Below are 21,193 nucleotides of genomic sequence, written 5' to 3'. Positions count from 1 at the left end.
AACGGTGCGGCGCTCAATTCCGGGACCGGCGTTGGGCGTGATGCGTCATCGCATGACGAATGGATTTGCAGGCACGCCCTGCGCTGTCGAGATCCACACGCTCTTGGTCTCGAGATACTCGCGGACCGCCTCGATCCCGCTCTCCCGGCCGATGCCCGAATGCTTCATGCCGCCGAAAGGCATCATGTAGCTGACCGCCCGATAGGTATTGACCCACACCGTGCCGGCCTTCAGCGCCGCCGACATCCGCACCGCACGGCCGATGTCCTTCGTCCAGACGCCGGCCGCGAGCCCGTAGATCGTGTCGTTCCCGATGCGCACGGCCTCCGCCTCATCATCGAAGCCGATGATCGACAGCACCGGGCCGAAAACCTCTTCCCTGGCGATGCGCATGTCCGGCGTCACGTCGGCGAAGATGGTCGGCTCCACGAACTGGCCGCCAGGCAGGTCCGGCGCCGGCCCCCCGCCCAGGATGCAGCGTGCGCCCTCCGCCTTCGCGATCTCGATGTAGTCGAGGATCTTGCGGTACTGCGGTGCGGTGGTGACGGGCCCGATATTGGTGTCGGGCAGCATCGGATCGCCCTTCCGCGCCGTCCGCCCAAGCTCCACCAGCCGCTCGGTGAACCGCTCCTTGATCGAGTTCTGCACCAGGACGCGGGATCCCGCGATGCAGGTCTGGCCTGTCGCCGCGAAGATCCCGGAGATGACGCCGGCGATCGCGGCATCGATGTCGCAGTCGTCGAAGACGATGTTGGGCGACTTTCCGCCGAGCTCGAGCGAGACACGCTTCATGGTCTTCGCCGCCTGCGCATAGATGCGCGCGCCCGTCGCGTCCGACCCGGTGAAAGTGACCTTCGCAACATCCCGGTGCTCGACGAGGGCCGACCCCACTTCCGGCCCATAACCGGTGACGACGTTGAACACGCCATCGGGGATGCCCGCCTCCTTGGTCAAGGCGGCGAACTCCAGCGTGGAGCAGGACGCGAACTCCGACGGCTTCACCACGACCGTGCAGCCGGCCGCAAGTGCGGGAGCGCATTTCCAGGCGATGAACAGCAGCGGCGAGTTCCAGGCCGTCAATGCCGCAACGACGCCGACGGGCTCGTGCCGCGTGAAGGCGAACATGTCCGGCTTGTCGATCGGAACCACTGCGCCTTCGAGCTTGTCGGCAAGGCCGCCGAAGTAGCGCCACCATTCCGGATTGTAGCGAACCTGGCCGAGCATCTCGGCCAGGAGCTTGCCGTTGTCCCGCACCTCGACCTCGGCCAGCCGTTCGGCATTCGCGGCGATCAGTTCGCCGAGCCGAAGCATCAGCTTTCCACGGGTCGAGGCGTTCATGCCCGCCCACGGGCCTTCGTGCATCGCTTTGGCGGCCGCCTGGACGGCCCGGTCCGCATCCTGGGCACAGCCTTGCGGAATGCGGGCCCAGGCCTCTCCCGTGTAGGGATTGAGGCTGTCGATCCACTTGCCGCCCGTGGGCTCCACATAGGCCCCGTCGATGAAATGGCCGTAGGTCTTCATGTCCGACTTTCCCCGGAGAGCATGCACGTCACGATGGCCGCGGCGACGCAGCGGCAGCGATCTGAGAACGCTTTCGCCGAGATGTCCATCAGGTGGCAATGCACGGCCGTCATGCCTGGAGCGGTCCCCGCAGCACGCGCCCGCAGCGGTTTCAGCAGGCGTCCTCGACGCAGTCGATCCAAAGCGGCAGGCTCGTGAAACCGCTGCCGGGATAGACGGCGCGCACGGGCAGTCTGTCGGGCATGGCTGCAATCCGTCGCGTCCGCCGAAGCAAGGCCTCGATTATCAGCCGGAGTTCCAGGCGCGCGAGCGGAGCGCCGGGGCACACGTGGATGCCCGCGCCGTAGAGGAGATTCTGCGGCCCGTTCCGGTCGGGGTCGAAGACGTCGGGATCGCCGAAGACGGCCTCATCCCGGTTGGCCGACGCCCAGATCAGGGTGACGCGCTGACCCGCCGGGATGCTGCGTCCACCGACCACGACGGGGCGCGTAGTGACGCGACGATTGGCGATCAGCGGCGCATGGATCCGGAGGATCTCGTCGATCGCCGCCGGCAACGCGGCCGGCATCCTGCGCAACTGGTCCTGCAGCGCCGGACGCTCGGCAAGGTAGTGGATGATGATTCCGATCGAGGCGGTGATGGTCCCGACCTCTCCGACGGTCCAATTGCGGACGATGCTGACGATCTCGGCTTCGGTCAGCGGCCGCCCGTCGACGCTGTCCCGCATCAGCCGCGTCGTCACGTCGTTCTGCGCCTGCTCGCCCGCGTCGCGGCGTATCTTCAGCAAGCCGCGGATATGCGCGTCGAACTCCAGCGCGACGTTGGCCATCTCCGTCCGGTCCCGCGCGAGGGTCGCCTCCGCATTGCGCCGGGCCCAGGCCCGCAGTGGTTCGTGCAGCTCGGCCGGCCACCCCATGAAGGCGCATTGCACCTTGAGGGCGAAATCCTCCGCCACGGCGGGAACAAGGTCGATCTCGCCGCGCGATGGCAGGCTTGCCGCGACGGCGTCCGCGATGCCCCGACAGGCCGGTTCGAATACAGCCATCGCATCCTGGGCGAAATACGGCTCGATGATCCGGCGGAACAAGGTGTGCTCCGGCGGATCCATCCCGTTGGGGACCGAGAGATGCGTCGACGCCGCGTTGCTGTAGGTATCGTGATCGCGAAGCGCGCGCATGACGTCGGCGTGCGTCAGGAACGACCAGTTCAGGTAGTCGCTGCGCGCAACGGGGCAGCGCCGGCGCAGCGCGTCATAGGCCGCGATCTGGTCGTCGAGCGTCTCACGCGAGCGCGGATCCCAATCGGGCCGATCCGGGTGCGCCGCTTCATTGTCCGTGCTGCTGCCCATGCCGCCTGACCTCGCCCGCGCCTCACCTGCCATCGAGGCGCGCCCGCCAATCCTCGACGTCGCCCCGTTCCAATCTCCGGGCCAACAGGCGTCGCCAACCTTCGGCGAGTTCCGGCAGCGCCGCCGCCTCTGCCAGCGCGCTGCGGTCCAGCGTGTCCCGATAGAGCAGCCGGAGCAACCTCGCGAGCGGCCATCCTGGCTGCGGGCGCCGCTCGAGCCGCGGCACGTCGTCCGCCGCGATCTCGCCAGGCACCACCACGCGGCAATACCAGCCGGTGCGCCCGCTTTCCTGAACGAGGCGCGCCATGCCCGGCACGCCGAAGCGATGGTCGAGCTTCCAGCAGGGCTGCCGCGCCTGGCTTACCTCCAGCACCGCGGTGCCGAGGCGCCAGGCATCGCCGAGGCAGACCGTCTCCTCGTCGAGGCCCGTGACCGCCAGGTTCTCCCCGAAGGCGCCGGGTGCGGCTAGGACCGCCAGTGCCGGGGGCTGTCCCGACAGCGCGGCGCGCCAGACGGGATAGTGGTCCAGCGCATAGAGATGCACCGCCTTCTCCGGCCCGCCATGGTGGCGCGGATCGCCCTGCTCGTCGCCATCGAGGCCGAGCAGCCCCACGGCGACGGCGCCCCCCCGCGGATGCTTGGCGATGGCGCTCCGGGCGCCGGGCCGCGCATAGGGCAAGGCGCGGCCGGTCAGGACGGCGGCGACGCCCGGCGCGCCACCCGCCCTCACGCCGTGCCCACCTGCGCCACGCCCGCGCGACCGTGCAGGAACCCGTTGGAGAAGGGCGCGAGAGGGAACAGCCCCGCCAGCGCGGCGCGGCCCGCCGCGACTTCCATCCGGCCATCCGCGACGTCCCGGAACACCTGTGCGACCGCCACCATGTCGCAATGCTGTGGCGAGAGGCGCAGCGATGCCACCCCCATTCCGCGCAGCGCCGGAATGTCCCCGATCAGGCTGGCGCAGCGGTGCGAGAGGGTCTGCAACCCGTTCACCGCGAGAAATGGCTCGTGGTCGAGCGTTTCCACGCCCATCCCGTCCGGGTCCTGGTCGCAGACGAAGCGGCAATTGTCCTTGTGCAGCCCGTGCACGCGCGCATGGTAGCAGCGCGCCGAGATGGCGAGCGGCACGCGGCCGAAGGCGAAGACTTCCAGCGGCACGCCGCCGGAAGCGGCGATGGCGGCAATGGAGGTGCCGGGCAGTTCCGGCGGCAGGCAGATTGCCCGCGCTCCGCGCGCGGCGAGCCATTGCGCCGTGGCCTCGTTGTAGACGTTCACGAAGGGCCCGATCAGGTGGGGCCGTCCGGCGAGCACGCGAAGGGTGGAGACGTCGTTCGCCTCCATCAGGATCGCATCGTCGGCGGCGAGTTCGGCGATGGCCCGGCGCTCGCGCTCGAGCGTCACCAGCGCCAGCGAGGCGAAGACCACCTCCTTGCCCGCGGCGGCGAGCCGTTCCGCCACCTCGGGAAGATGATCGGCGAAGAAGGGCGAGCGCTTGGAGCACACCACCTCCCCGATGATCACGCGATCCACCGGCGCCTCGTCGGCGATGCGGAAGTGGAAGTCGCGCCACGCTTCGGGCGCCCAGTTGAACAGCACGGGGCCGAGGGTGAGCCTCATCGCCAGGTCTTCCGATAGGCGCCCTGCGTCGTGCTCTGCCCCTCGGTCAGGGAGAGCAGGCCGGGCGAGACGATCGGGCGGCCCGCTTCCAGCGCATCCAGCGCCGCGCGGAAGGCGCGCACCACGCTTTCCACATAGGCGCGGCCACGCTGCCGCCCTTCGATCTTGAGGCCGGTGACGCCGGCCTTGCCCAGCGCCGGCAGCAGTTCCGCCGCATCGAGGCTGACCGGATCCTCGAAGATGTAGCCATCCATGCGTGGCGTGGCGAAGCGGCCCTTGCACAGCGTCGGATAGCCGGCGGGCTCGCCCTCGGCGAACTTGTTGATGGTGAAGTCGCCGAGGCGTGAGACGAGCGTCGCGCCGTCCTGCCGGTAGGCGACATGCCCGGCCGGAGAGCAGACGCCATTCATGTTGGGCGACTGCCCGGTCGCGTAGGAGGAAAGCGAGCAGCGCCCCTCGGCCATGACGCAGAGGCCGCCGAAGACGAAGACCTCCGTCTCGCAGGGTGCCACCGCGCGCGTGATGGCGGCGATCTCCGCCACGCTGAGAACGCGGGGCAGCACCACGCGCCGCACGCCGAAGGCCTCGACGTAGAAGCGCACCGCCTCGGGGTTCGCCGCTGCCGCCTGCACCGAGACGTGCAGCCGCTGCGCGGGATGGGTGCGCGCGGCATAGTCCAGCACGGCGATGTCGGCGAGGATCAGCGCGTCGGCCCCGGCGGCCACCGCCTCGTCCACCGCGCGGTGCCACAGATCGAGCGCGCCGGCGCGCGGGAAGGTGTTGATCGCCACCAGCACCCTGGCGCCGCGCGCATGGGCATAGGCGATCGCCTCGCGCATCTCGGCGTGGCTGAAGTTGAGGCCGGGGAAGTTGCGGGCGTTGGTCTCGCCGCGGTAGCCGCAATAGACGGCGTGCGCGCCGGCATCCACCGCCTGGCGAAAGGCCGCCGGCGTGCCGGCGGGGCAGATCAGCTCCATGCCGGCTTCCCCCGCGGGCGTGACAGCCGGTCCAGCAGGCGCCGGCCCCTGATGCCCAGGCGCTCCGCGAGCGGCGAGAGCGGGCCCAGCGCGGTGGCGACGTCGCGGACCAGGTCGAGCCCCTCCCCGTCCATCGCATTGCGCAGTGCCAGCACTGCCTCCATGTCGCCCTCCACGGTCAGCGTGCGGGAGAAGAACAGCGCGTCGCCGTCCATCTCCCCCTCCGCGAGCGCCACGAGGGCGCGCAGCGGGCCGCTGATCCGCGCATCGAGGCCGTGGCGCGGCAGCGACCGCACCGCCGCGATGCGCGGCGCCTCGGGGCATGGCGTGAGCACCAGGGCGAAGGGCAGGTCGGTCGGCCGCAGGCCGAAGCTCTTCTGCGCGTGCCCGCCCAGCCTGTCGAAGATGGCGGGGTGGCGCCGCAGCACGGCGCGCAGCACCAGGCCGAGCAACGGGTCCAGCGGCGCCAGCGGCAGCGGCCGCAGCGCCGCCTGAAGCAGGGGCGGCAGGGTCGCCGCCGCAGGCGCGTTCATGGGCATCGCGGCTTCGATACTGCCGTCCCCGCCGCCCGTCCTTGTCGGCCGACAAAGACGCGCCGCGGGTCGGCGGGCAGACAGGCGCCGCCTTGCCGGAGCATCGCCGTGCCGCGCCGAGACCTGCCCCCCTTCCGCGACCTGCGCGCCTTCATGACCTTCCTGGAAGATCGCCGGCAGCTCCGGCGCATCGCCGAGCCGGTATCCGCCGTGCACGAGATCACCGAGATCCACCGCCGCGTGCTCGCGGAAGACGGCCCGGCGCTGCTGTTCGAGAACGTCGCGCGGGCCGATGGCGCGCGTTCGGACATGCCGGTGCTGGTCAACCTGTTCGGCACGGTGGAACGCGTGGCCTGGGGGCTCGGCGTGCGGCCAGCCGGACTGCCGGGCCTCGGCGATGTGCTGGCCGAGCTGCGCGAGCCCCGCCCGCCACAGGGCCTGACCGACGTGCTGCGCAAGCTGCCCCTGGCGCGGGCCGCGCTCACGATGCGCGCGCGGGAGGTGACGCGCCCGGCCGTGCAGGCGCTGGTGCGGCGCGGCGCGGCGGTGGATCTCGGCCAGTTGCCCGCGCAGGTCTGCTGGCCCGGGGAGCCGGCGCCGCTGATCACCTGGCCGCTCGTCGTCACCCGCCCGCCGGACAGCGAGTCGCCCGAGGACTACAATCTCGGCGTCTATCGCATGCAGGTCCTCGGGCGGGACCGCGCGATCCTGCGCTGGCTCGCGCAGCGCGGCGGCGCGCGGCACCACCGGATGTGGCAGGCGCGCGGCCAGCCCATGCCTGTCGCCGTGGTGATCGGCGCCGACCCGGCCACCATCCTGGCCGCCGCGCTGCCGCTGCCGGAGACCGTGTCGGAGATCACCTTCTCCGGCCTGCTGCGCGGGGAGCGGCCGGCGCTGGCGCGCTGCGCGAGCATCCCTATGCAGGTCCCGGCGGAGGCGGAGATCGTCATCGAGGGCCATGTCGCCCCGGACGAGACCGCGCCCGAAGGCCCCTATGGCGACCACACCGGCTACTACAATTCGGTCGAGGACTTCCCGGTGATGCGCGTCAGCGCCGTCACGATGCGGGAGCGGCCGGTCTATCTCTCCACCTTCACCGGCCGGCCGCCCGACGAGCCCTCCCGCATCGGGGAGGCGCTGAACCCCCTCTTCCTGCCCTTCGTGCGGCGGCACTTCCCCGAAGTCACGGACATCTGGCTGCCGCCGGAGGCCTGTTCCTACCGCATCGCCGTGGTGGCGCTGCGCAAGTCCTATCCGGGCCAGGCGCGACGGGTGATGCTCGGCCTGTGGTCGCTGCTGCCGCAGTTCACCTACACGAAGATGCTGATCGCGGTGGACCCCGACGTGCACGTACGGGACTGGGCGGATGTGATGTGGGCGGTCGCGACGCGGTCCGATCCCTCGCGCGACCTGCTGCGCATCGACGGCACGCCGATCGATTATCTCGACTTCGCTTCGCCGAAGGCGGGGCTCGGCGGCAAGCTCGGCATCGACGCCACGGTGAAGATCGGGCCCGAGACGGAGCGTGAGTTCGGCCGCGTGCTGGAGATGGATCCGGCAGTGGTGGCGCGCGTGGATGCCGTGTGGTCGCGGCTCGGCCTGCCGCCGCGCGGCGCCGCGCCGGAGCGCGCGGCATGAGCACGGCCCCGCTGCGCGTGGTGGTCGGCATCAGCGGCGCCTCGGGCGCCATGATCGGCGAGCGGGTCATCGAGCTGCTGGCGCGCAGCGGGCGGTGCGAGGTGCATCTCGTCGTCTCCCGGGCCGGCGAGAGAACGCTCGCGCAGGAATCCGGCCCGGCGGCGCTCGCGCGCATCACCGGCCTGGCGACGCACCGCCATCCGGTCGAGGATATCGGTGCGAGCATTGCCAGCGGCTCCTTCCGCACCGCGGGCATGATCGTCGCACCCTGTTCCATCCGCACGCTCTCGGCGATTGCGGCAAGTGCGTCCGACAATCTGCTGGTGCGCGCGGCGGACGTTCAGTTGAAGGAGCGCCGGCGCCTGGTGCTGATGGTGCGCGAGACGCCCCTGCATCTGGGACATCTGCGCGCCATGGTGGCGGCAACCGAAATCGGCGCCATCATGGCCCCACCGGTGCCCGCCTTCTACCGCCGCCCCGCCAGCGTTGGAGCGATCGTGGACCACATGGCGCGGCGGGCGATCGACCTGCTCGCGCTCGACCTGCCGCCGCTCGCCGAGGAGTGGGCGCCGTAGCGCGCCATATCAGGCCCCGGCCAGGCGCATGAGTGCGCGACGATCGCGCACGACGAGGCGCATGCGGCCGCCGCCGAGGATCCCGGCCTGCTTCCAGGCGCTCAGGACGCGGCTCGCCGTGGCCAGCGTGGTCCCGGCGAGTTCCGCGAGATCCTGTCGCGCCAGCGGCGCCGCTATCGCAATGGAACCGTCTTCGAGACGCGCACCGATCTGGGCAGCCAGGCGCAGCACCGTGGCGGCGAGGCGCCGCTCCACCGGATCGCCGGCGGCCTCACGCAGCCGCGCATGCGCCTCCTGCGTGCGGGAGCCGAGGGCACGCATGGCATTGAGGGTGAGCGCCGTGTGGTGCTCGCGCAGGTCGTGCAGGGCCGCGCCGGCCCAGGTCAGCACGACGCTCGGCGCTACGGCCAGCACCGTGGCCGGGTAGGTCTGATCCGGGCCGAGCAGGGCAAGCACGCCGGCGGGCTCCCGCGGGCCGACAAGCCGCACCACGATCTGGCGGCCGTCGGGGCCGGTCTGCACCACCTTGAGAAAGCCCTCGAGCAGCAGGTGGAGGCTGGTTGCGGCGGCGCCCTGGGCGAACAGCGTCGCGCCGCGCCGGACGTCCTGCAACCGCCCGAGCCGGAGGATTTCCCCGATCGCAACGGGCCCGATCCCGCCGAACAGAGGCATTCCGCGCAACCGAGCCGGGTCCGCGCGGGCGGGTTCGGCTGAGGCGTTGGCGGGCATGGTCGACATTGATGGCGATGGCCTGGAAGGGATGGAGGAGTAGTCTTCTTATTGCATGGAAGGCTTCGCTGGCCGACTGCCTCGGAGCCCTTTCCGATCGGGGTTGTCGGGGTTCCGATGAAGGGCCGGTTCCGCAGGCCGTATCAGGCTGCCTCGGGGGTTTCCGTCCCGCGCGTAGGCAAGCAGAGTGTCACAAGCCAGCAGCTTGCCAGCATCAGGCCGGAGCCCAGCAAGCAGGCGGTCAGCCCGCCCCAGCCATAGAGCAGGCCGGACAGCAGAATCCCGCCGAAGCGCCCCGCGGCATTGGCGGCATAGTAGAAACCGACATCCTCTGCCGCCTTCTCCGATCCGGCATACACCAGCACCAGGTAGGAGTGGATCGAGGAATTCACCGCGAAGGCGAAGCCGAACGCCGCCAGCCCCACCACCACGACCAGGTCCGGCCGCGCGACACCCGCCATCACCGCCGCGGCCAGCGCCAAGGGAATGGCCGCCAACAGCAGGGACCACAGACGCGCGGCAGGGACTTCGGTGCTCAACCCATCCGAGCTGCGGCGGACCAGCGCCGGTGCCGCGGCCTGAACGACGCCGTAGCCGATGGTCCACAGCGCGAGGAAGCCGCCGACCATCGTGAAGGTCCAGCCCGACGCATAGAGGAACACCGGCAGGCCGACCACGAACCACACATCGCGCGCGCCGAACAGCACCACCCGCGCCGCCGCCAGCAGGTTCACGCCGCGGTTCCTGGCGAACAGCTCCCTTGCGGATCTCGACGCATTGGCCTTGCCCATCAGCGGTGGCAGCGACAGCACCACGCCGGCCAGGATGACGCCGAGCATCGCCGCCATGGCCCACAGCGCGCCGCGAAAGCCGAGCAGTTGCAGCAGCAGCCCGCCGAGGAAGAACCCCACCCCCTTCATCGCATTCTTGCTGCCGGTGAAGAAGGCGACCCAGCGGAACAGTCGGCCCGAGGCGTCGCCGGCCGTCAGCTTGATGGCAGACTTGCTCGCGGTCTTGGTGAGGTCCTTCGCCACGCCGCAGACGCCTTGCGCCGCCACCACCCAGGCAACGGAGAGTGCCGCGCCCCAGGCTGGCGACATCACGGACAGCATCAGGAAGCCGAGGATCTGCGTGGTCAGCCCAACCGCCAGCATGCGCGCGATGCCGAAGCGGGTGGCGAGCCAACCGCCCATCAGGTTGGCGCCGATGCCGGCTGCCTCGTAGAGCAGGAACAGGAAGGCCAGTGTGAAGGGCGAATAGCCCAGGCGGAAGAAGTGCAGCAGCACCAGCATCCGCAGCGCGCCATCGGTCAGCGTGAAGCCCCAATAGGCGGCCGTCACGATCGCGTAGTTGCGGGTGCCCGACGCATTGGCGGATGGCATGGCGCCGCTGCTCATCTCAGATTCCGACCGCGGCCATGTGGCAGGCCAGGTCGACCATGCGGCAGGCATAGCCCATCTCATTGTCGTACCAGGCATAGACCTTCAGCAGCGTGCCGTCCGTGACCATGGTGGAGAGCGCGTCCACAATGGAGCTGCGGGTATCGCGGGCATAGTCGGCGGAAACCAGCGGGCGGGTTTCGCAGCCCAGGATGCCGGCCAGCGGCCCAGCCGCCGCAGCGGCGAACAGCGCGTTCACTTCCTCGGCGGTCGTCTCCCGCTTCATCTCGAACACGCAATCGGTGAGCGAGGCATTCAGCACCGGGGCGCGCACCGCGTGGCCATTCAGCTTGCCCTTCAGCTCGGGGTAGATCAGCGCGATGGCGGTCGCGCTGCCGGTCGTGGTCGGCTGCAGGGACAGCATGGCGGAGCGCGCGCGGCGCAGATCCTTGTGCGGCGCATCGACGACGACGTTGGTGTTGGTCGGGTCGTGGATGGTGGTGATCTGGCCGTGCCGGATGCCGATGGCCTCGTGCACCACCTTCACCACGGGAGCGAGGCAGTTGGTGGTGCAGGAGGCAGCGGTGACGATCGGGTGCCGCGCCGGGTGGTACAGCGCCTCGTTCACCCCGACCACCACGTTGAGCACGCCGTCGAACTTGACCGGCGCCGCCACGATCACACGCCTGGCGCCACGGTCGAGGTGGCCCTGCAGCGTCTCCGGCGTCAGGAACTTCCCCGTGCATTCCAGCACGACATCCACGCCGAGATCGCCCCAGGGGATCTCGGCCGGCTTTGCGTGCTCGGAATAGGTCATGCGGTGAGCGCCGATGCGGATCCCGGCATTCGCCTCGGCCGTGATGGGTGCGCGCCAGCGGCCCTGCACGCTGTCAAACTCCAGCAGGTGGGCGATGGCCGCGGCACCGCCCTTGATCTCGTTGAGATGCACGACCTCGAGCCGGTTTCCGGCACGCGGATCCTCGGGCTGCCTGTCAGCCGCCCCCATGGCGGCGCGCAGCGCGAGCCGGCCGATGCGACCCATGCCGTTGATTCCGACCCTCATCGTCAGCGCGCCATCGCGTGCGGGTCAGCCAGCTCATCCAGCCGCGCCTTCAGCGCCATGCGATCGAGCGAGCCAACCGGGAGGGCCGCGAAGATCGCGAGGCGCCGGTGCAGGGCGGCGTAGAGTTCGTTCAGCAGCGTCGCCCGCTCCGCCGGGGAGCCACCAAACTTGGCGGGATCCGGCAACGGCCAGGCGCCCGTCATGACGGTGGCGCCAAAATCCGGGCAGGCCTGCCCGTTCAGCGTGTCGCAGAGCGCGATGACGAAATCGATCTTCGGCGCGGCCGGGCCCGTGAACTCATCCCAGTTCTTGCTGCGCAGAGACGAAACATCATGCCCCATCGCCTTCAATTGGGAGAGGACCTCGGGCAGCGGACCCTCCGACGCCGGATCGCTCCCGGCCGAGAAGGCCCGAAAGCGGTCACGGCCCAGCTTGGTCAGGATGGCTTCCGCCATGATGGATCGGGCTGAGTTGCGGGTGCAGAGGAACAGGACGTTGAAGAGCGATGGTGTCACGGCGGCATTCCCCATGGCCTGGTCCAGCAGAAGGCCGAGGTTGCCGCAGCGGGCGGGATTGCCGTCGCAGCAGGCATCGACCAGGAAGGTCACCACCGCCCGCAATCGTTCCATCTGGGCCGCATAGATGACGTGCCTGCCCTGGCGGGTAGCGGCGATCAGCCCGGCGGCCTCAAGCGCGCGAAAGTGGAAGGACAGCGTGGACGGCGGCACACCCAGGGCCTCTGCGACCTCGCCGGCGCCCAGACCGTTGGTGCCGGCGGCGAGGAGCGTGCGCATCAGCCCAAGCCGGGTTGGCTGACCCAAAGCATCGAAGCAGGTGGCCGCGTCCATCAATTCCATGGGCGTAGATTTACCGAATTGATCTGGCTGTGCGGGTGAAGCTTGTGTGACGGACTGTCAGCGAACCCTACGCAGAAGGATCGGAAACTACGTATGACCTCGGGACAGGATCGGTCGGCCGCGCCGATTGATCAAACGCAAGGCGCCTGACGTGCTACGGTGTCTTCTCTTCCGTGCGCATCGCGTGGCAACCACCAGAGACAATCGGGGAATGGTCGGACCCATCCCACATCCGGCGAAGCCGCGATCGTCACCCTTCGGGACTGACCCTGCCGCCTTCCCGGTTGTCGGCATCGGTGCTTCGGCCGGCGGCCTCGACGCTTGCCGCAAACTCCTGGATGCGCTGCCTGCCATGAATGGCTTGGCTTTCATCCTGATCCAGCACCTCGACCCAACGCATGAGAGCATGATGGTGGACCTGCTCGCCGGGCACACCGCGATGACAGTGCGTCAGGCGGCCGACGGCATGGCGCTGGAGCCTGACCACCTCTACCTCATCCCGCCGGGCACCTACCTTTCCGTCCAGGACGGCGCGTTGCACCTGTCGCCACCGCAGGCGCGCCACGGTGCGCGCCTGCCATTCGACTTCCTTCTGCACTCACTGGCTGCAGCGTATGGCCCGCGCGCCATCTGCATCATCCTATCCGGCACCGGGACGGACGGTAGCCTCGGCGCGCGGGCCGTGAAGGACAAGGGTGGCCTCGTCATCGCGCAGGATCCGGCCGAAGCCGCCTTCGACGGTATGCCGTGCGCCGCGATGGCCACCGGTGCGGTCGATCTCGTCCTGCCGGTGGCTGAGATCCCGAGCATTATTCTGCGTCCGGGCGATCGCACGCCGCCGAGTGCCGCCGACAAGGACTGCCTGCCCGACATCATCGCCCTGCTGGCCGCCGAGACCGGGCAGGACTTCGCGCTCTACAAGCCGGGCACCCTGCGGCGACGCATCGAACGCCGCATGACGATGGCGGGGATGGAACGCAGGGCGCTCGATCGCTACCTCGACCTGCTCCGGCGCGATGAAGGCGAACTCGAGGACCTCGCGAAGGACCTGCACATCCACGTGACCCGCTTCTTCCGGGATCCAAGGGTGTTCGAAGCGCTGGAGACGGCCATCCTGCCGGACCTCGTGCGGAACCATTCGCCCGACCGTCCCCTCCGCATCTGGATCGCGGGATGCAGCACCGGCGAGGAGACCTATTCGCTGGCGATGCTCATTCTGGAACAGATCGCCGCAACAGGCCTCGATATCAGGCTACAGGTCTTCGCCTCCGATATCGACCCGGATGCTGTCGCAAGCGCGCGCGAGGGTCTCTACCCGGACAGCATCACGGAAGCGGTGTCTCCCGCGCGGCTCGCCCGCTTCTTCAAGAAGGAGGAATGTGGCTACCGCGTCGTGCCGGACCTGCGCGCAACAGTGATCTTCGCGGTGCAGGACATACTGGCCGATCCCCCCTTCTCGCACCTCGACCTTGTCTCGTGCCGGAACCTGCTCATCTACCTCGGCGCGGAGGCACAGGCCCGGATCATCGCCCTGTTTCACTTCGCCTTGCGCCCTGGCGGTGTGCTGCTGCTCGGCAGTGCGGAGACGGTAGGCAGCGGCGACGACGGCTTCGTGGCGATTGCCGGAACGGAGCGTATCTATCGCCGCACCGGCCGTAGCCGCTCCGGCGAGCTCCGCGTCGCGAGCACCACTGATGACGGTGCGCGGGCCGCGGCTCGTCTGGGGCCAATCGTCGCGACCATGCGCCCCACGGTATTGGCCGAACTGTGCCGCCGACTGGTGATCGACGCATTTGCGCCGGCAGCGGTCCTGATCGACCGCAACAAAGCCTGCCTCTATTCGCTGGGTCCGACAGACCGATACCTGCGCCCGGCGCTGGGACATCCGACCCACGAACTGCTCGCCATGGCTCCACCGGCTCTGCGCTCCAGGCTGCGTACGGCGATCCAGAAGGCCGGTGAAGGAAGGGCACGTGTCATCCTTCCTGGCGGCCGCACGCAGCAGGACGGCACGCGAACGCCATTCAATATCGACGTGCGGCCAGTGCTGCACGATGGCGAGACGCTGTTCCTGATCTGCTTCGTTGATGCGCCGACGCTGCTGGCCGCGCCGCGTGCTGCCGCGGGGCCGAAGGACCTCCCGCGGGTCACCGAGCTCGAGCAGGAGCTCGAGGTGACCCGCCTGGAATTGCAGGCCGCCATCCACAATCTGGACCGCGCCGCGGATGAGCAGAAGACGATCCATGACGAGGCGCTCTCGATCAACGAGGAGTACCAATCCGCGAACGAGGAGCTGCTGACCTCGAAGGAGGAGCTGCAGTCGCTGAATGAGGAACTGACGGCGCTCAACGGCCAACTCCAGGAAACACTCGAACGGCAGCGCACCACCTCGGACGATTTGCAGAACGTGCTGTACAGCACGAATGTGGCGACGATCTTCCTCGACCCGAGCCTCCGGATCCGCTTCTTCACGCCCGCCACGAGGGCGCTGTTTCGAGTCATCCCGGGCGATGTCGGGCGGCCGCTTGCCGATCTGCGTTCCCTGGCAACCGACGAGACCCTCCTGGCCGATGCACAGGCGGTGCTGACAACGGCGGTCCCGAACGGCCGCGAGATCCAGGGCCAGGACGGTGGTTGGTTCATGCGGCGCATCCAGCCCTATCGCACTCACGATGGCCGCGTGGAGGGCGTCGTCATCACCTTCACCGACACCACCGAACGCAAGCACGCAACCGCGGCGCTGGAGGCCGCCAAGCATCAAGCCGAACAGGCCAGCGTCGCGAAATCACGCTTCCTTGCCGCGGCGAGCCATGACCTCCGGCAGCCGCTCCAGACGCTGGTGCTGCTGCAGGGCCTGCTCGCAAAGGCCGTGCAGGGTAAGCCAGGGCAGGATCTGGTGGCCCTGCTGGATCCGACCCTGAGCGCGATGTCCAACATGCTGAACACGCTGCTCGACATCAATCAGATCGAGACAGGGACAGTGACCACGCAGATCACAAGCGTTCCCGTGAACGAAATCCTTGTTCGGATGCACGAGGAATTCACGTATCACGCTCGCGCTCAGGGATTGGCACTGCGTGTGGTGCCCTGCAGCCTATCAGTCTGCACCGATCGCCGGCTGCTCGAGCAGATGATCCGCAACCTGCTATCGAACGCGTTCAAGTACACTCGGCAAGGCAAGGTGCTGCTCGGCTGCCGTCGCAGCGCCGGAATGCTTCGCATCGAAGTCTGGGATACCGGGATCGGCATCGCGCCGGACGAGCAGCAGGCGATCTTCGACGAGTACCATCAGATCGATAATGCCGCACGCGAGCGCAACCGCGGGCTTGGGCTTGGTCTGTCGATCGTCCGGCGCTTGGGCTTGATGCTCGGCCATGCGGTGCGCGTTCGCTCCGCACCTGGTCGGGGCTCGGTCTTCAGCATCGATGTGGCCCTGGCTCTCGGTGGCGCCGATGTGTTTCCTCCGCACGACACGTCGCAGGCCGGTGACGCAGACGGCACGCGCCGCAGTGGCGTGATCCTGCTTACCGAGGACGATCCCGAGGTGCGCGACCTCCTGACCCGGGTATTGGAGGGAGAAGGTCATCAGGTGATCGCGGCACCCGACGGCAGCGCGGCACTGGAACTGGTGGCGAGTGGAGGACTTCGCCCGGATCTGCTTCTCCTGGACTACAACCTCCCAGGCGGCCTGGATGGCCTGCAACTGTCGACGAAGTTGCGGGAAAGGCTGCATCATCCGGTGCCGGCCATCATGCTGACAGGCGACATCTCGACCGGCTCGCTCCGTGAAATCGCCCTGCTGGACTGCGTGCGGCTGCACAAGCCCGTGAAGCTGCCCGAATTGACCGAGGCGATTCAGCAACTTCTGGTGTCGACGCGATCGCTGCCGCGCACCACCGATGCGGTATCGCAGACCGTCTTCATCATCGACGACGACAGCCAGGTGCGCGCCGCCATCCGTGCCGTGCTCGAGGATGCGGGCATGCACGTCGAGGATCACGCTGGCGGCAAGGCATTCCTCGAAGCCTATCGGCCTGGTGTTGAGGGGTGCGTGCTGCTCGACGTCCATCTGCCCGGGATGGATGGCCTGGAGCTGTTGGATCGGTTCCGAGCCGCGGGCCACCGGCTGCCCACGATCATGATCACCGGCCACGGCGATGCGAGGATGGTCGTGCAGGCCATGAAGGCGGGTGCAGTGGATTTCATCGAGAAGCCTGTCAGCCGCGACAATTTGCTCGCCAGCATTGGCCGGGCCCTCGAGTTGGCGCGGGATTCGAGCAAGCGTCTTGCCTGGCATGACAGCGCAGCGAACAGTATCGCTAGCCTGACGGCACGGCAGCGCGAGGTGATGGACCGTGTCCTCGCCGGGCACCCCAGCAAGAACATTGCCGCGGATCTCGGCATCAGCCAGCGCACCGTTGAGAACCATCGTGCGGCGATCATGCAGAAGACCGGGGCTGCGTCGCTGCCGGCCCTCGCGCGGCTGGCGCTGGCCGCGGCTGCGCAGCCATGATTCGCCGGCGGCGCTCCGAGGTTAGGTAGTTTCCGAGGCTGGCATGTATGCGTAGGTCGGCGTCTCTTGGCCCTGCCGGCACTGATGAGGGCCGTCCGAGGTCGCCGCAGAGCCGACCACGACTCCGGTCGATGACCCCGGGGCATTCGTGGCCGCACCGCGGCCGTGTCGCTCGGCGATCGGCCTCATTTGCTCGCAGGATCCTGGAGATCGCCATGACGCAGCTGCAATCGTGCTCGCCCACCGACAGCCTGCTGAGGATCGTGTTTGACCATTCGGTCGTCTCACGCGCGTTTGCGGGCACCGTGACGCTCGGTGAAGTCGCGCGAATGCTGGGACGTCGTGCGAGCCGCCGGTACGGGAGCCCTATTGCGATCTCTTTCACCCTTGGTCGTTCAGGCGATGAAGCCTCAGTTCACGCGTTGGCATCCCCGCATTGATGCAGGTGCACCCGCCGGGTCCTTGGGATGCCGTTCATGAATCGCCAGATCCTTTTCCAGATGCAGCAGGTTGCCGGGCGTCGCTGGGCGGTTTGACGTTCACGCCGCTCCAGAAACTCCCGGCTGCGCCGGTCTCGTATTGCCCCCCGGGACCGGCGCATTCTTCACGAACACCAACCCACATCTGCACCGTGGCGTCGTTCGAGCCCTAGGTTCGCATGGCAAGACATCGGCATGCTCGTCGTCATGCTGCACAAAGAAACGTCACGACGTCGTCACCGGGCCGTGTGTCCCTTCGTGCGTTCCGTCGATCGAGGCCTGCTGATGCCTCGTCTCTAAGCCTTCCGCGCAGGCGGGAGTGCCGCCTGCGCCCGTGTGGCTGCGAAAGGCGACGCAGCAGCGATGACCTTCACCTTGGGTCGCTTGGGCTTCTTCGCCTCCCGGTTGTTCCGCTTCTGACCCTTGGCCATTGCTTTCTCCTGTGATTGACGGACACAGCGCGCTGCCGGTCGTGGCCCGACGCATTCTCACGCCTCGCTGCGGACAGCGCGGCCGCAAGTGATGTGCCTGCACAGGGCAGGTCGTGATGCACACCTCGGAATCACAGGGCGCGGGGAAGCATCATTTCGTGCCGTTGGGCATCCACACCTCTCGCCATGGCCGAACGATCGCGGTCACGATGGCCGAGCCAGGCCAGCAGCGAGAATCCCCCCGCCGCCGAGATGACGGACGCGATGAAGATGCCAAGTTTCGCGGCTTCGAGAAGCTCGTCCTTGAAGGCAAGCTCGGCGATGAACAGCGCCATGGTGAAGCCGATGCCAGCGAGCATGCCGCCGCCGGCCATGACGCCCCAGCCCAGAGCCGTCGGTCGCACGGCCACGCTCAAGCGTACCGCCAGCCAGGCGAAGGCCAGAATTCCGACCGGTTTGCCAAAAGTGAAGCCGATCACCACGGCCAAGGTGACCGGATTGGCAAGACCGGCGAGGGAAATATGCACACCGGCATTGGCCAGTGCGAACAGCGGCATGACGCCGAATGCCACCCAGGGATGCAGGATCAATTCCAGTCGCTCCACCGGTGCCAGTGCTTCCCGCGCCGCCTTGCCAGCCGAGCGCAGCAACTTCCTGTCCTCGGTATCCCCGCTCCAATGGTTGCCGGGTGGATAGGCGAGAACGCGACGTAGGATGGCGCGCAGGCGCCGGTCGCTGACCCAGCCGCGCGTCGGCGTCAGCAGACCGAGCGCCACGCCGGCAACCGTGGGGTGGATCCCTGAGGCATCAATGGCAAGCCAGATCAGGATGCCCGCCAGCACATAGACCAGCACGCTCCGGATGCCGAGCTGCCTCAGGCCATACACGACCGCGAGGCCCGTGATGCCGACCGCGAGCGCGATCCAGCCGACGCCACTGCTGTAGCCGATCGCGACGACCAGGATGGCGCCGATGTCGTCAACCACCGCGAGGGACAGCAGGAAGACGCGCAGCCGCCGCGGCGCATTCTGCCCCAGCAGCGCCAGGCACCCTATGACGAAGGCCGTGTCGGTCGCCATGACGACGCCCCAACCATGTTCGCCAGGCTGGCCGAATTGCAGCACGAGGTAGATCGCCGCCGGCGCCAGCATGCCGCCTGCTGCCGCAGCGATCGACAATGCGGCGATGCGTGGCTCCCTAAGCTCGCCGACAACCAGTTCGCGCTTGAGTTCGAGCGCGACGACGAAGAAGAAGAAAGTCATCAGGCCATCGTTGATCCAGTCGCGAAGCGGGCGTTGGAACTGGAAGGAGCCGGTACGCAGGCCGATGGGTGTGTCCCAAAAGGCCAGAAAGCCATCGGCCCACGCCGAATTCGACAGTCCGAAGGCGACCATGGCAGCGATGAGAAGGACGGCGCCGCTGACAGTCTCGATCCGCAGGAACCGCGCGAGGGGCCTGGTGAACCGGTCGATGGGCTCCCTGGGCAATCGCCCGAGCCGAGGGTCTGCCTTCTGGTCCTGATCCAAGCCGGCTGACTCCGTTGCGTAGGCTTGGAACATGGTGATGACACCTGGTCGCTGCAGGACGGTGGCACCTTGCGGTACGTCGATTCCAGCACGCCTGGTCGGCCCTCACGCGCTTCGTCAGTCGTAGGCGATCATGTGGGGGCCGGTGCGGGATCGCTGCACGGTTCAAAACTCTATCCGAGCCCAGGCAACCTGAGAGGTCTGCGCCGGTTGCTCTTTCGATCGGCCTATCCGCCGACCAGCGACCTCCCGGAGAATACCACCCATGACCTCCCGCATCCTGATGCTGAAAGCCACCGCCTGCAGCGCGATGCTCGTTGTGCCAATGCTGGCCTACGCGCAGACTGCCGATACGCGTCCCCCCGCCGCCACGCAGGCGACGCCGATGCAACCGGCCGCGCCCGGAATCCCCTCCTCGACCACCACCACGCGGCCCGCTCCGTCCGTCGTGATTGCGCCCACCACCACCGCGGCAGGTCTCTCACCGATGCCGACGCACGCATCGTCAGAGCAGCGGACGAGCCGCATCGTCGGCTCCACCGTCTACAATAGCGGGAGTGATTCGATCGGCTCCGTGGATGACCTGATCCTTGGGACCGATCCAGCCGGACCGACGGCCGTGCTCTCGATTGGCGGGTTCCTGGGCATGGGCTCTCGTCTGGTGACAGTGCCGCTGCGGGATTTGACCTACAATCAACAGACGAGCCGTTGGCACCTTAACAGTGCCACGAAGGAGAACCTCGCTGCACGGCCGGCCTTCGCCTACGAGCCCCGTGGCTGATCCGACCTAACGTCGCACCCGCGTGAACGCACCGCAGCGTCGTCCAGGGCGCCGACGCTGCGGGTTTTGAGGTTCGGATGAGCCTCGGGTCTCCACAGCCCGTCTCCGGCCTTCTAAGCGCCGACAATGAGCCGGAGAGGACGTCCCGATGAAGCCGTGGTCCGCGCGTGGCCTGCCGCGCGGGCTGGCTGGTAGGCGGACTGCAACCGCTTGCGCATTGCGGCACGCGCACGATGCACCCGGCTCTTGATGGTGTTCACGCTGCAACAGGCATCCTTCGCGAATGTTGCATACGCAACATTGTCGTCGGCAGCACGCCGCAAGACGAGTTGCGCCTTGATTGGCAAAAGATCGAACTGGTGCCGCAGATCCTGGAGCTCGAGCCCATGCATCTGCGTGGGCGCGCTGCGCGCAGTGTCCAGATCCACGTCATCCAGACATACGAACCGCCGCTTGCTCGCCACCAAGGCGGAGAGGAAGCGGTTGCGCACGATGGTGAAGGCCCAGGCACGGAAGTTGGTCCCTGGTTGGAACCGATCCGCCGCGGCCAGAATACGGACAATGGAATCCTGAACCAGGTCTTCGCTGTCGTGATGATTGCGGGTCAGGGCCCTGGCGTAGCCTCGCAGGGACGGCAGCACCAGGAACAACTCGTCCTTGACGGAAGGCATTGGCCGATCCAGCGCAAGCGCCGGCGGATATTGGCCGAACTGGGCGTCGGGTGTTCGAAGCGGCCTCATGGCCACTCTCCTCTTTCAACGCATCGATGATGAGATGACGTCCGCCGGCGCTGACGAAGAGTCGTCTTGTGCCTATGTCCGTCAGGTGCGTAATCGCCAGCCGTTGACGGCGTGCCGCTCGGGCCAGGCAATCGCAAGGACGCATCTATCCACCGGCGAAGCAGCCGCGGAAGGATCGGCTTCTACCTAGAGCGGTTTCCGTTCGCCTCGGCTCACGAACACCGCTCCAGGCCTTTGTTCTTGCGAGCATCTTCACCCGATCAGGTGAGTCCAGCTGATCGGGATCTGCTCTAGTTCGGCGAGCGGTCTCGCAAGCCGATCGATGGCCTTCGCCCAGCGAGGCACGATCGATTGCTGGCAGACCGCCGCGCGTGCCTATGTTGGCGGCGCAATGATCCTGCGCCCGCCCACCTCCTTCGCCTTGGAAGCCATGCTCGATGCCATGCTTGCTGAGGGGCAGGTATCGCTCAATTGGCTCCTGGACCG

At 68.1% G+C, this 21,193-nt stretch carries 16 protein-coding genes; 4 read left to right on the top strand and 12 right to left on the bottom strand.

Going from position 1 to position 21,193, the window contains the following annotated elements; genetic code table 11:
* Positions 1-45 precede the first annotated feature (45 nt).
* The 6 genes from GXW76_RS10505 to ubiT are packed head-to-tail and all read right to left on the bottom strand — an operon-like array spanning position 46 to position 5,996.
* Positions 46-1,773 carry an aldehyde dehydrogenase gene (locus tag GXW76_RS10505; protein WP_246514095.1) on the bottom strand — a complete coding sequence of 576 codons (1,728 nt, stop codon included), beginning with the start codon at positions 1,771-1,773 and terminating at the stop codon, positions 46-48.
* Complete coding sequence (locus GXW76_RS10500; protein WP_211861970.1) at positions 1,673-2,869, bottom strand: cytochrome P450; 1,197 nt, start codon at positions 2,867-2,869, stop codon at positions 1,673-1,675. The genes GXW76_RS10505 and GXW76_RS10500 overlap by 101 nt, the downstream gene beginning before the upstream one ends.
* 22 nt (positions 2,870-2,891) lie before the next feature.
* A complete protein-coding gene (locus GXW76_RS10495; protein ID WP_211861969.1) occupies positions 2,892-3,599 on the bottom strand; it encodes an MOSC domain-containing protein in 708 nt (235 codons plus the stop codon).
* Positions 3,596-4,486, bottom strand: a complete 891-nt coding sequence (ubiV, locus tag GXW76_RS10490; RefSeq protein WP_246514094.1) for a ubiquinone anaerobic biosynthesis protein UbiV — start codon at positions 4,484-4,486, stop codon at positions 3,596-3,598. Before ubiV ends, GXW76_RS10495 begins: the two co-directional genes overlap by 4 nt.
* Positions 4,483-5,463: a ubiquinone anaerobic biosynthesis protein UbiU gene (gene ubiU, locus GXW76_RS10485; RefSeq protein ID WP_211861968.1), complete on the bottom strand. Its 981-nt coding sequence runs from the start codon at positions 5,461-5,463 to the stop codon at positions 4,483-4,485. Before ubiU ends, ubiV begins: the two co-directional genes overlap by 4 nt.
* On the bottom strand, positions 5,454-5,996 hold the full coding sequence (ubiT, locus tag GXW76_RS10480; protein WP_211861967.1) for a ubiquinone anaerobic biosynthesis accessory factor UbiT: 543 nt from the start codon (positions 5,994-5,996) through the stop codon (positions 5,454-5,456). The genes ubiU and ubiT overlap by 10 nt, the downstream gene beginning before the upstream one ends.
* Positions 5,997-6,104: 108 nt before the next feature.
* Between ubiT and GXW76_RS10475 the strand changes: the two genes are divergently transcribed.
* Together GXW76_RS10475 and GXW76_RS10470 are read left to right on the top strand one after the other, a co-directional pair.
* Positions 6,105-7,634 carry a UbiD family decarboxylase gene (locus GXW76_RS10475; RefSeq protein ID WP_456307103.1) on the top strand — a complete coding sequence of 510 codons (1,530 nt, stop codon included), beginning with the start codon at positions 6,105-6,107 and terminating at the stop codon, positions 7,632-7,634.
* Positions 7,631-8,209, top strand: coding sequence for a UbiX family flavin prenyltransferase (locus GXW76_RS10470; RefSeq protein ID WP_211861966.1), 579 nt, complete (start codon positions 7,631-7,633; stop codon positions 8,207-8,209). The genes GXW76_RS10475 and GXW76_RS10470 overlap by 4 nt, the downstream gene beginning before the upstream one ends.
* 9 nt (positions 8,210-8,218) lie before the next feature.
* Here GXW76_RS10470 and GXW76_RS10465 read toward each other — a convergent pair whose 3' ends face one another.
* From GXW76_RS10465 to GXW76_RS10450, 4 genes are all read right to left on the bottom strand, one after another.
* Positions 8,219-8,881: a Crp/Fnr family transcriptional regulator gene (locus tag GXW76_RS10465; RefSeq protein WP_211861965.1), complete on the bottom strand. Its 663-nt coding sequence runs from the start codon at positions 8,879-8,881 to the stop codon at positions 8,219-8,221.
* A gap of 200 nt (positions 8,882-9,081) precedes the next feature.
* Positions 9,082-10,335: an organoarsenical effux MFS transporter ArsJ gene (gene arsJ / locus GXW76_RS10460; RefSeq protein WP_211861964.1), complete on the bottom strand. Its 1,254-nt coding sequence runs from the start codon at positions 10,333-10,335 to the stop codon at positions 9,082-9,084.
* A gap of 1 nt (position 10,336) precedes the next feature.
* On the bottom strand, positions 10,337-11,380 hold the full coding sequence (locus tag GXW76_RS10455) for an ArsJ-associated glyceraldehyde-3-phosphate dehydrogenase (protein WP_211861963.1): 1,044 nt from the start codon (positions 11,378-11,380) through the stop codon (positions 10,337-10,339).
* Between the two features lie 2 nt (positions 11,381-11,382).
* The gene (locus tag GXW76_RS10450; RefSeq protein WP_211861962.1) at positions 11,383-12,237 is read right to left on the bottom strand and encodes a metalloregulator ArsR/SmtB family transcription factor; all 855 of its coding nucleotides are present in this window, start codon (positions 12,235-12,237) and stop codon (positions 11,383-11,385) included.
* A gap of 211 nt (positions 12,238-12,448) precedes the next feature.
* Here GXW76_RS10450 and GXW76_RS10445 point away from each other — a divergent pair, with 211 nt between their 5' ends.
* A complete protein-coding gene (locus tag GXW76_RS10445; RefSeq protein WP_211861961.1) occupies positions 12,449-16,750 on the top strand; it encodes a chemotaxis protein CheB in 4,302 nt (1,433 codons plus the stop codon).
* A gap of 1,041 nt (positions 16,751-17,791) precedes the next feature.
* Here the strand turns inward: GXW76_RS10445 and nhaA are convergent.
* A complete protein-coding gene (gene nhaA, locus GXW76_RS10440) occupies positions 17,792-19,219 on the bottom strand; it encodes a Na+/H+ antiporter NhaA (RefSeq protein WP_211861960.1) in 1,428 nt (475 codons plus the stop codon).
* Between the two features lie 232 nt (positions 19,220-19,451).
* On the opposite strand from nhaA, the gene GXW76_RS10435 reads away from it, so the two are divergent.
* The gene (locus tag GXW76_RS10435) at positions 19,452-19,967 is read left to right on the top strand and encodes a PRC-barrel domain-containing protein (RefSeq protein WP_211861959.1); all 516 of its coding nucleotides are present in this window, start codon (positions 19,452-19,454) and stop codon (positions 19,965-19,967) included.
* Between the two features lie 113 nt (positions 19,968-20,080).
* Here GXW76_RS10435 and GXW76_RS10430 read toward each other — a convergent pair whose 3' ends face one another.
* On the bottom strand, positions 20,081-20,707 hold the full coding sequence (locus tag GXW76_RS10430) for a sigma-70 family RNA polymerase sigma factor (RefSeq protein ID WP_211861958.1): 627 nt from the start codon (positions 20,705-20,707) through the stop codon (positions 20,081-20,083).
* Between the last annotated feature and the right edge of the window lie 486 nt (positions 20,708-21,193).

This window comes from Neoroseomonas soli (assembly GCF_018129065.1).
GTDB lineage: Bacteria > Pseudomonadota > Alphaproteobacteria > Acetobacterales > Acetobacteraceae > Neoroseomonas > Neoroseomonas soli.
The sequence above is the reverse complement of the archived record's forward strand: the minus strand, read 5'-3'. Positions and strand labels throughout refer to the sequence as shown.

What these genes read in the sequence shown, in the direction of transcription:
- GXW76_RS10500 (WP_211861970.1), bottom strand. Translation starts at nt 2,869, where the DNA reads ATGGGCAGCAGCACGGACAATGAAGCGGCGCACCCGGATCGGCCCGAT.
- ubiV (WP_246514094.1), bottom strand. Translation starts at nt 4,486, where the DNA reads ATGAGGCTCACCCTCGGCCCCGTGCTGTTCAACTGGGCGCCCGAAGCG.
- ubiU (WP_211861968.1), bottom strand. Translation starts at nt 5,463, where the DNA reads ATGGAGCTGATCTGCCCCGCCGGCACGCCGGCGGCCTTTCGCCAGGCG.
- ubiT (WP_211861967.1), bottom strand. Translation starts at nt 5,996, where the DNA reads ATGAACGCGCCTGCGGCGGCGACCCTGCCGCCCCTGCTTCAGGCGGCG.
- GXW76_RS10470 (WP_211861966.1), top strand. Translation starts at nt 7,631, where the DNA reads ATGAGCACGGCCCCGCTGCGCGTGGTGGTCGGCATCAGCGGCGCCTCG.
- GXW76_RS10465 (WP_211861965.1), bottom strand. Translation starts at nt 8,881, where the DNA reads ATGCCTCTGTTCGGCGGGATCGGGCCCGTTGCGATCGGGGAAATCCTC.
- arsJ (WP_211861964.1), bottom strand. Translation starts at nt 10,335, where the DNA reads ATGAGCAGCGGCGCCATGCCATCCGCCAATGCGTCGGGCACCCGCAAC.
- GXW76_RS10455 (WP_211861963.1), bottom strand. Translation starts at nt 11,380, where the DNA reads ATGAGGGTCGGAATCAACGGCATGGGTCGCATCGGCCGGCTCGCGCTG.
- GXW76_RS10450 (WP_211861962.1), bottom strand. Translation starts at nt 12,237, where the DNA reads ATGGAATTGATGGACGCGGCCACCTGCTTCGATGCTTTGGGTCAGCCA.
- GXW76_RS10445 (WP_211861961.1), top strand. Translation starts at nt 12,449, where the DNA reads ATGGTCGGACCCATCCCACATCCGGCGAAGCCGCGATCGTCACCCTTC.
- nhaA (WP_211861960.1), bottom strand. Translation starts at nt 19,219, where the DNA reads ATGTTCCAAGCCTACGCAACGGAGTCAGCCGGCTTGGATCAGGACCAG.
- GXW76_RS10435 (WP_211861959.1), top strand. Translation starts at nt 19,452, where the DNA reads ATGACCTCCCGCATCCTGATGCTGAAAGCCACCGCCTGCAGCGCGATG.
- GXW76_RS10430 (WP_211861958.1), bottom strand. Translation starts at nt 20,707, where the DNA reads ATGAGGCCGCTTCGAACACCCGACGCCCAGTTCGGCCAATATCCGCCG.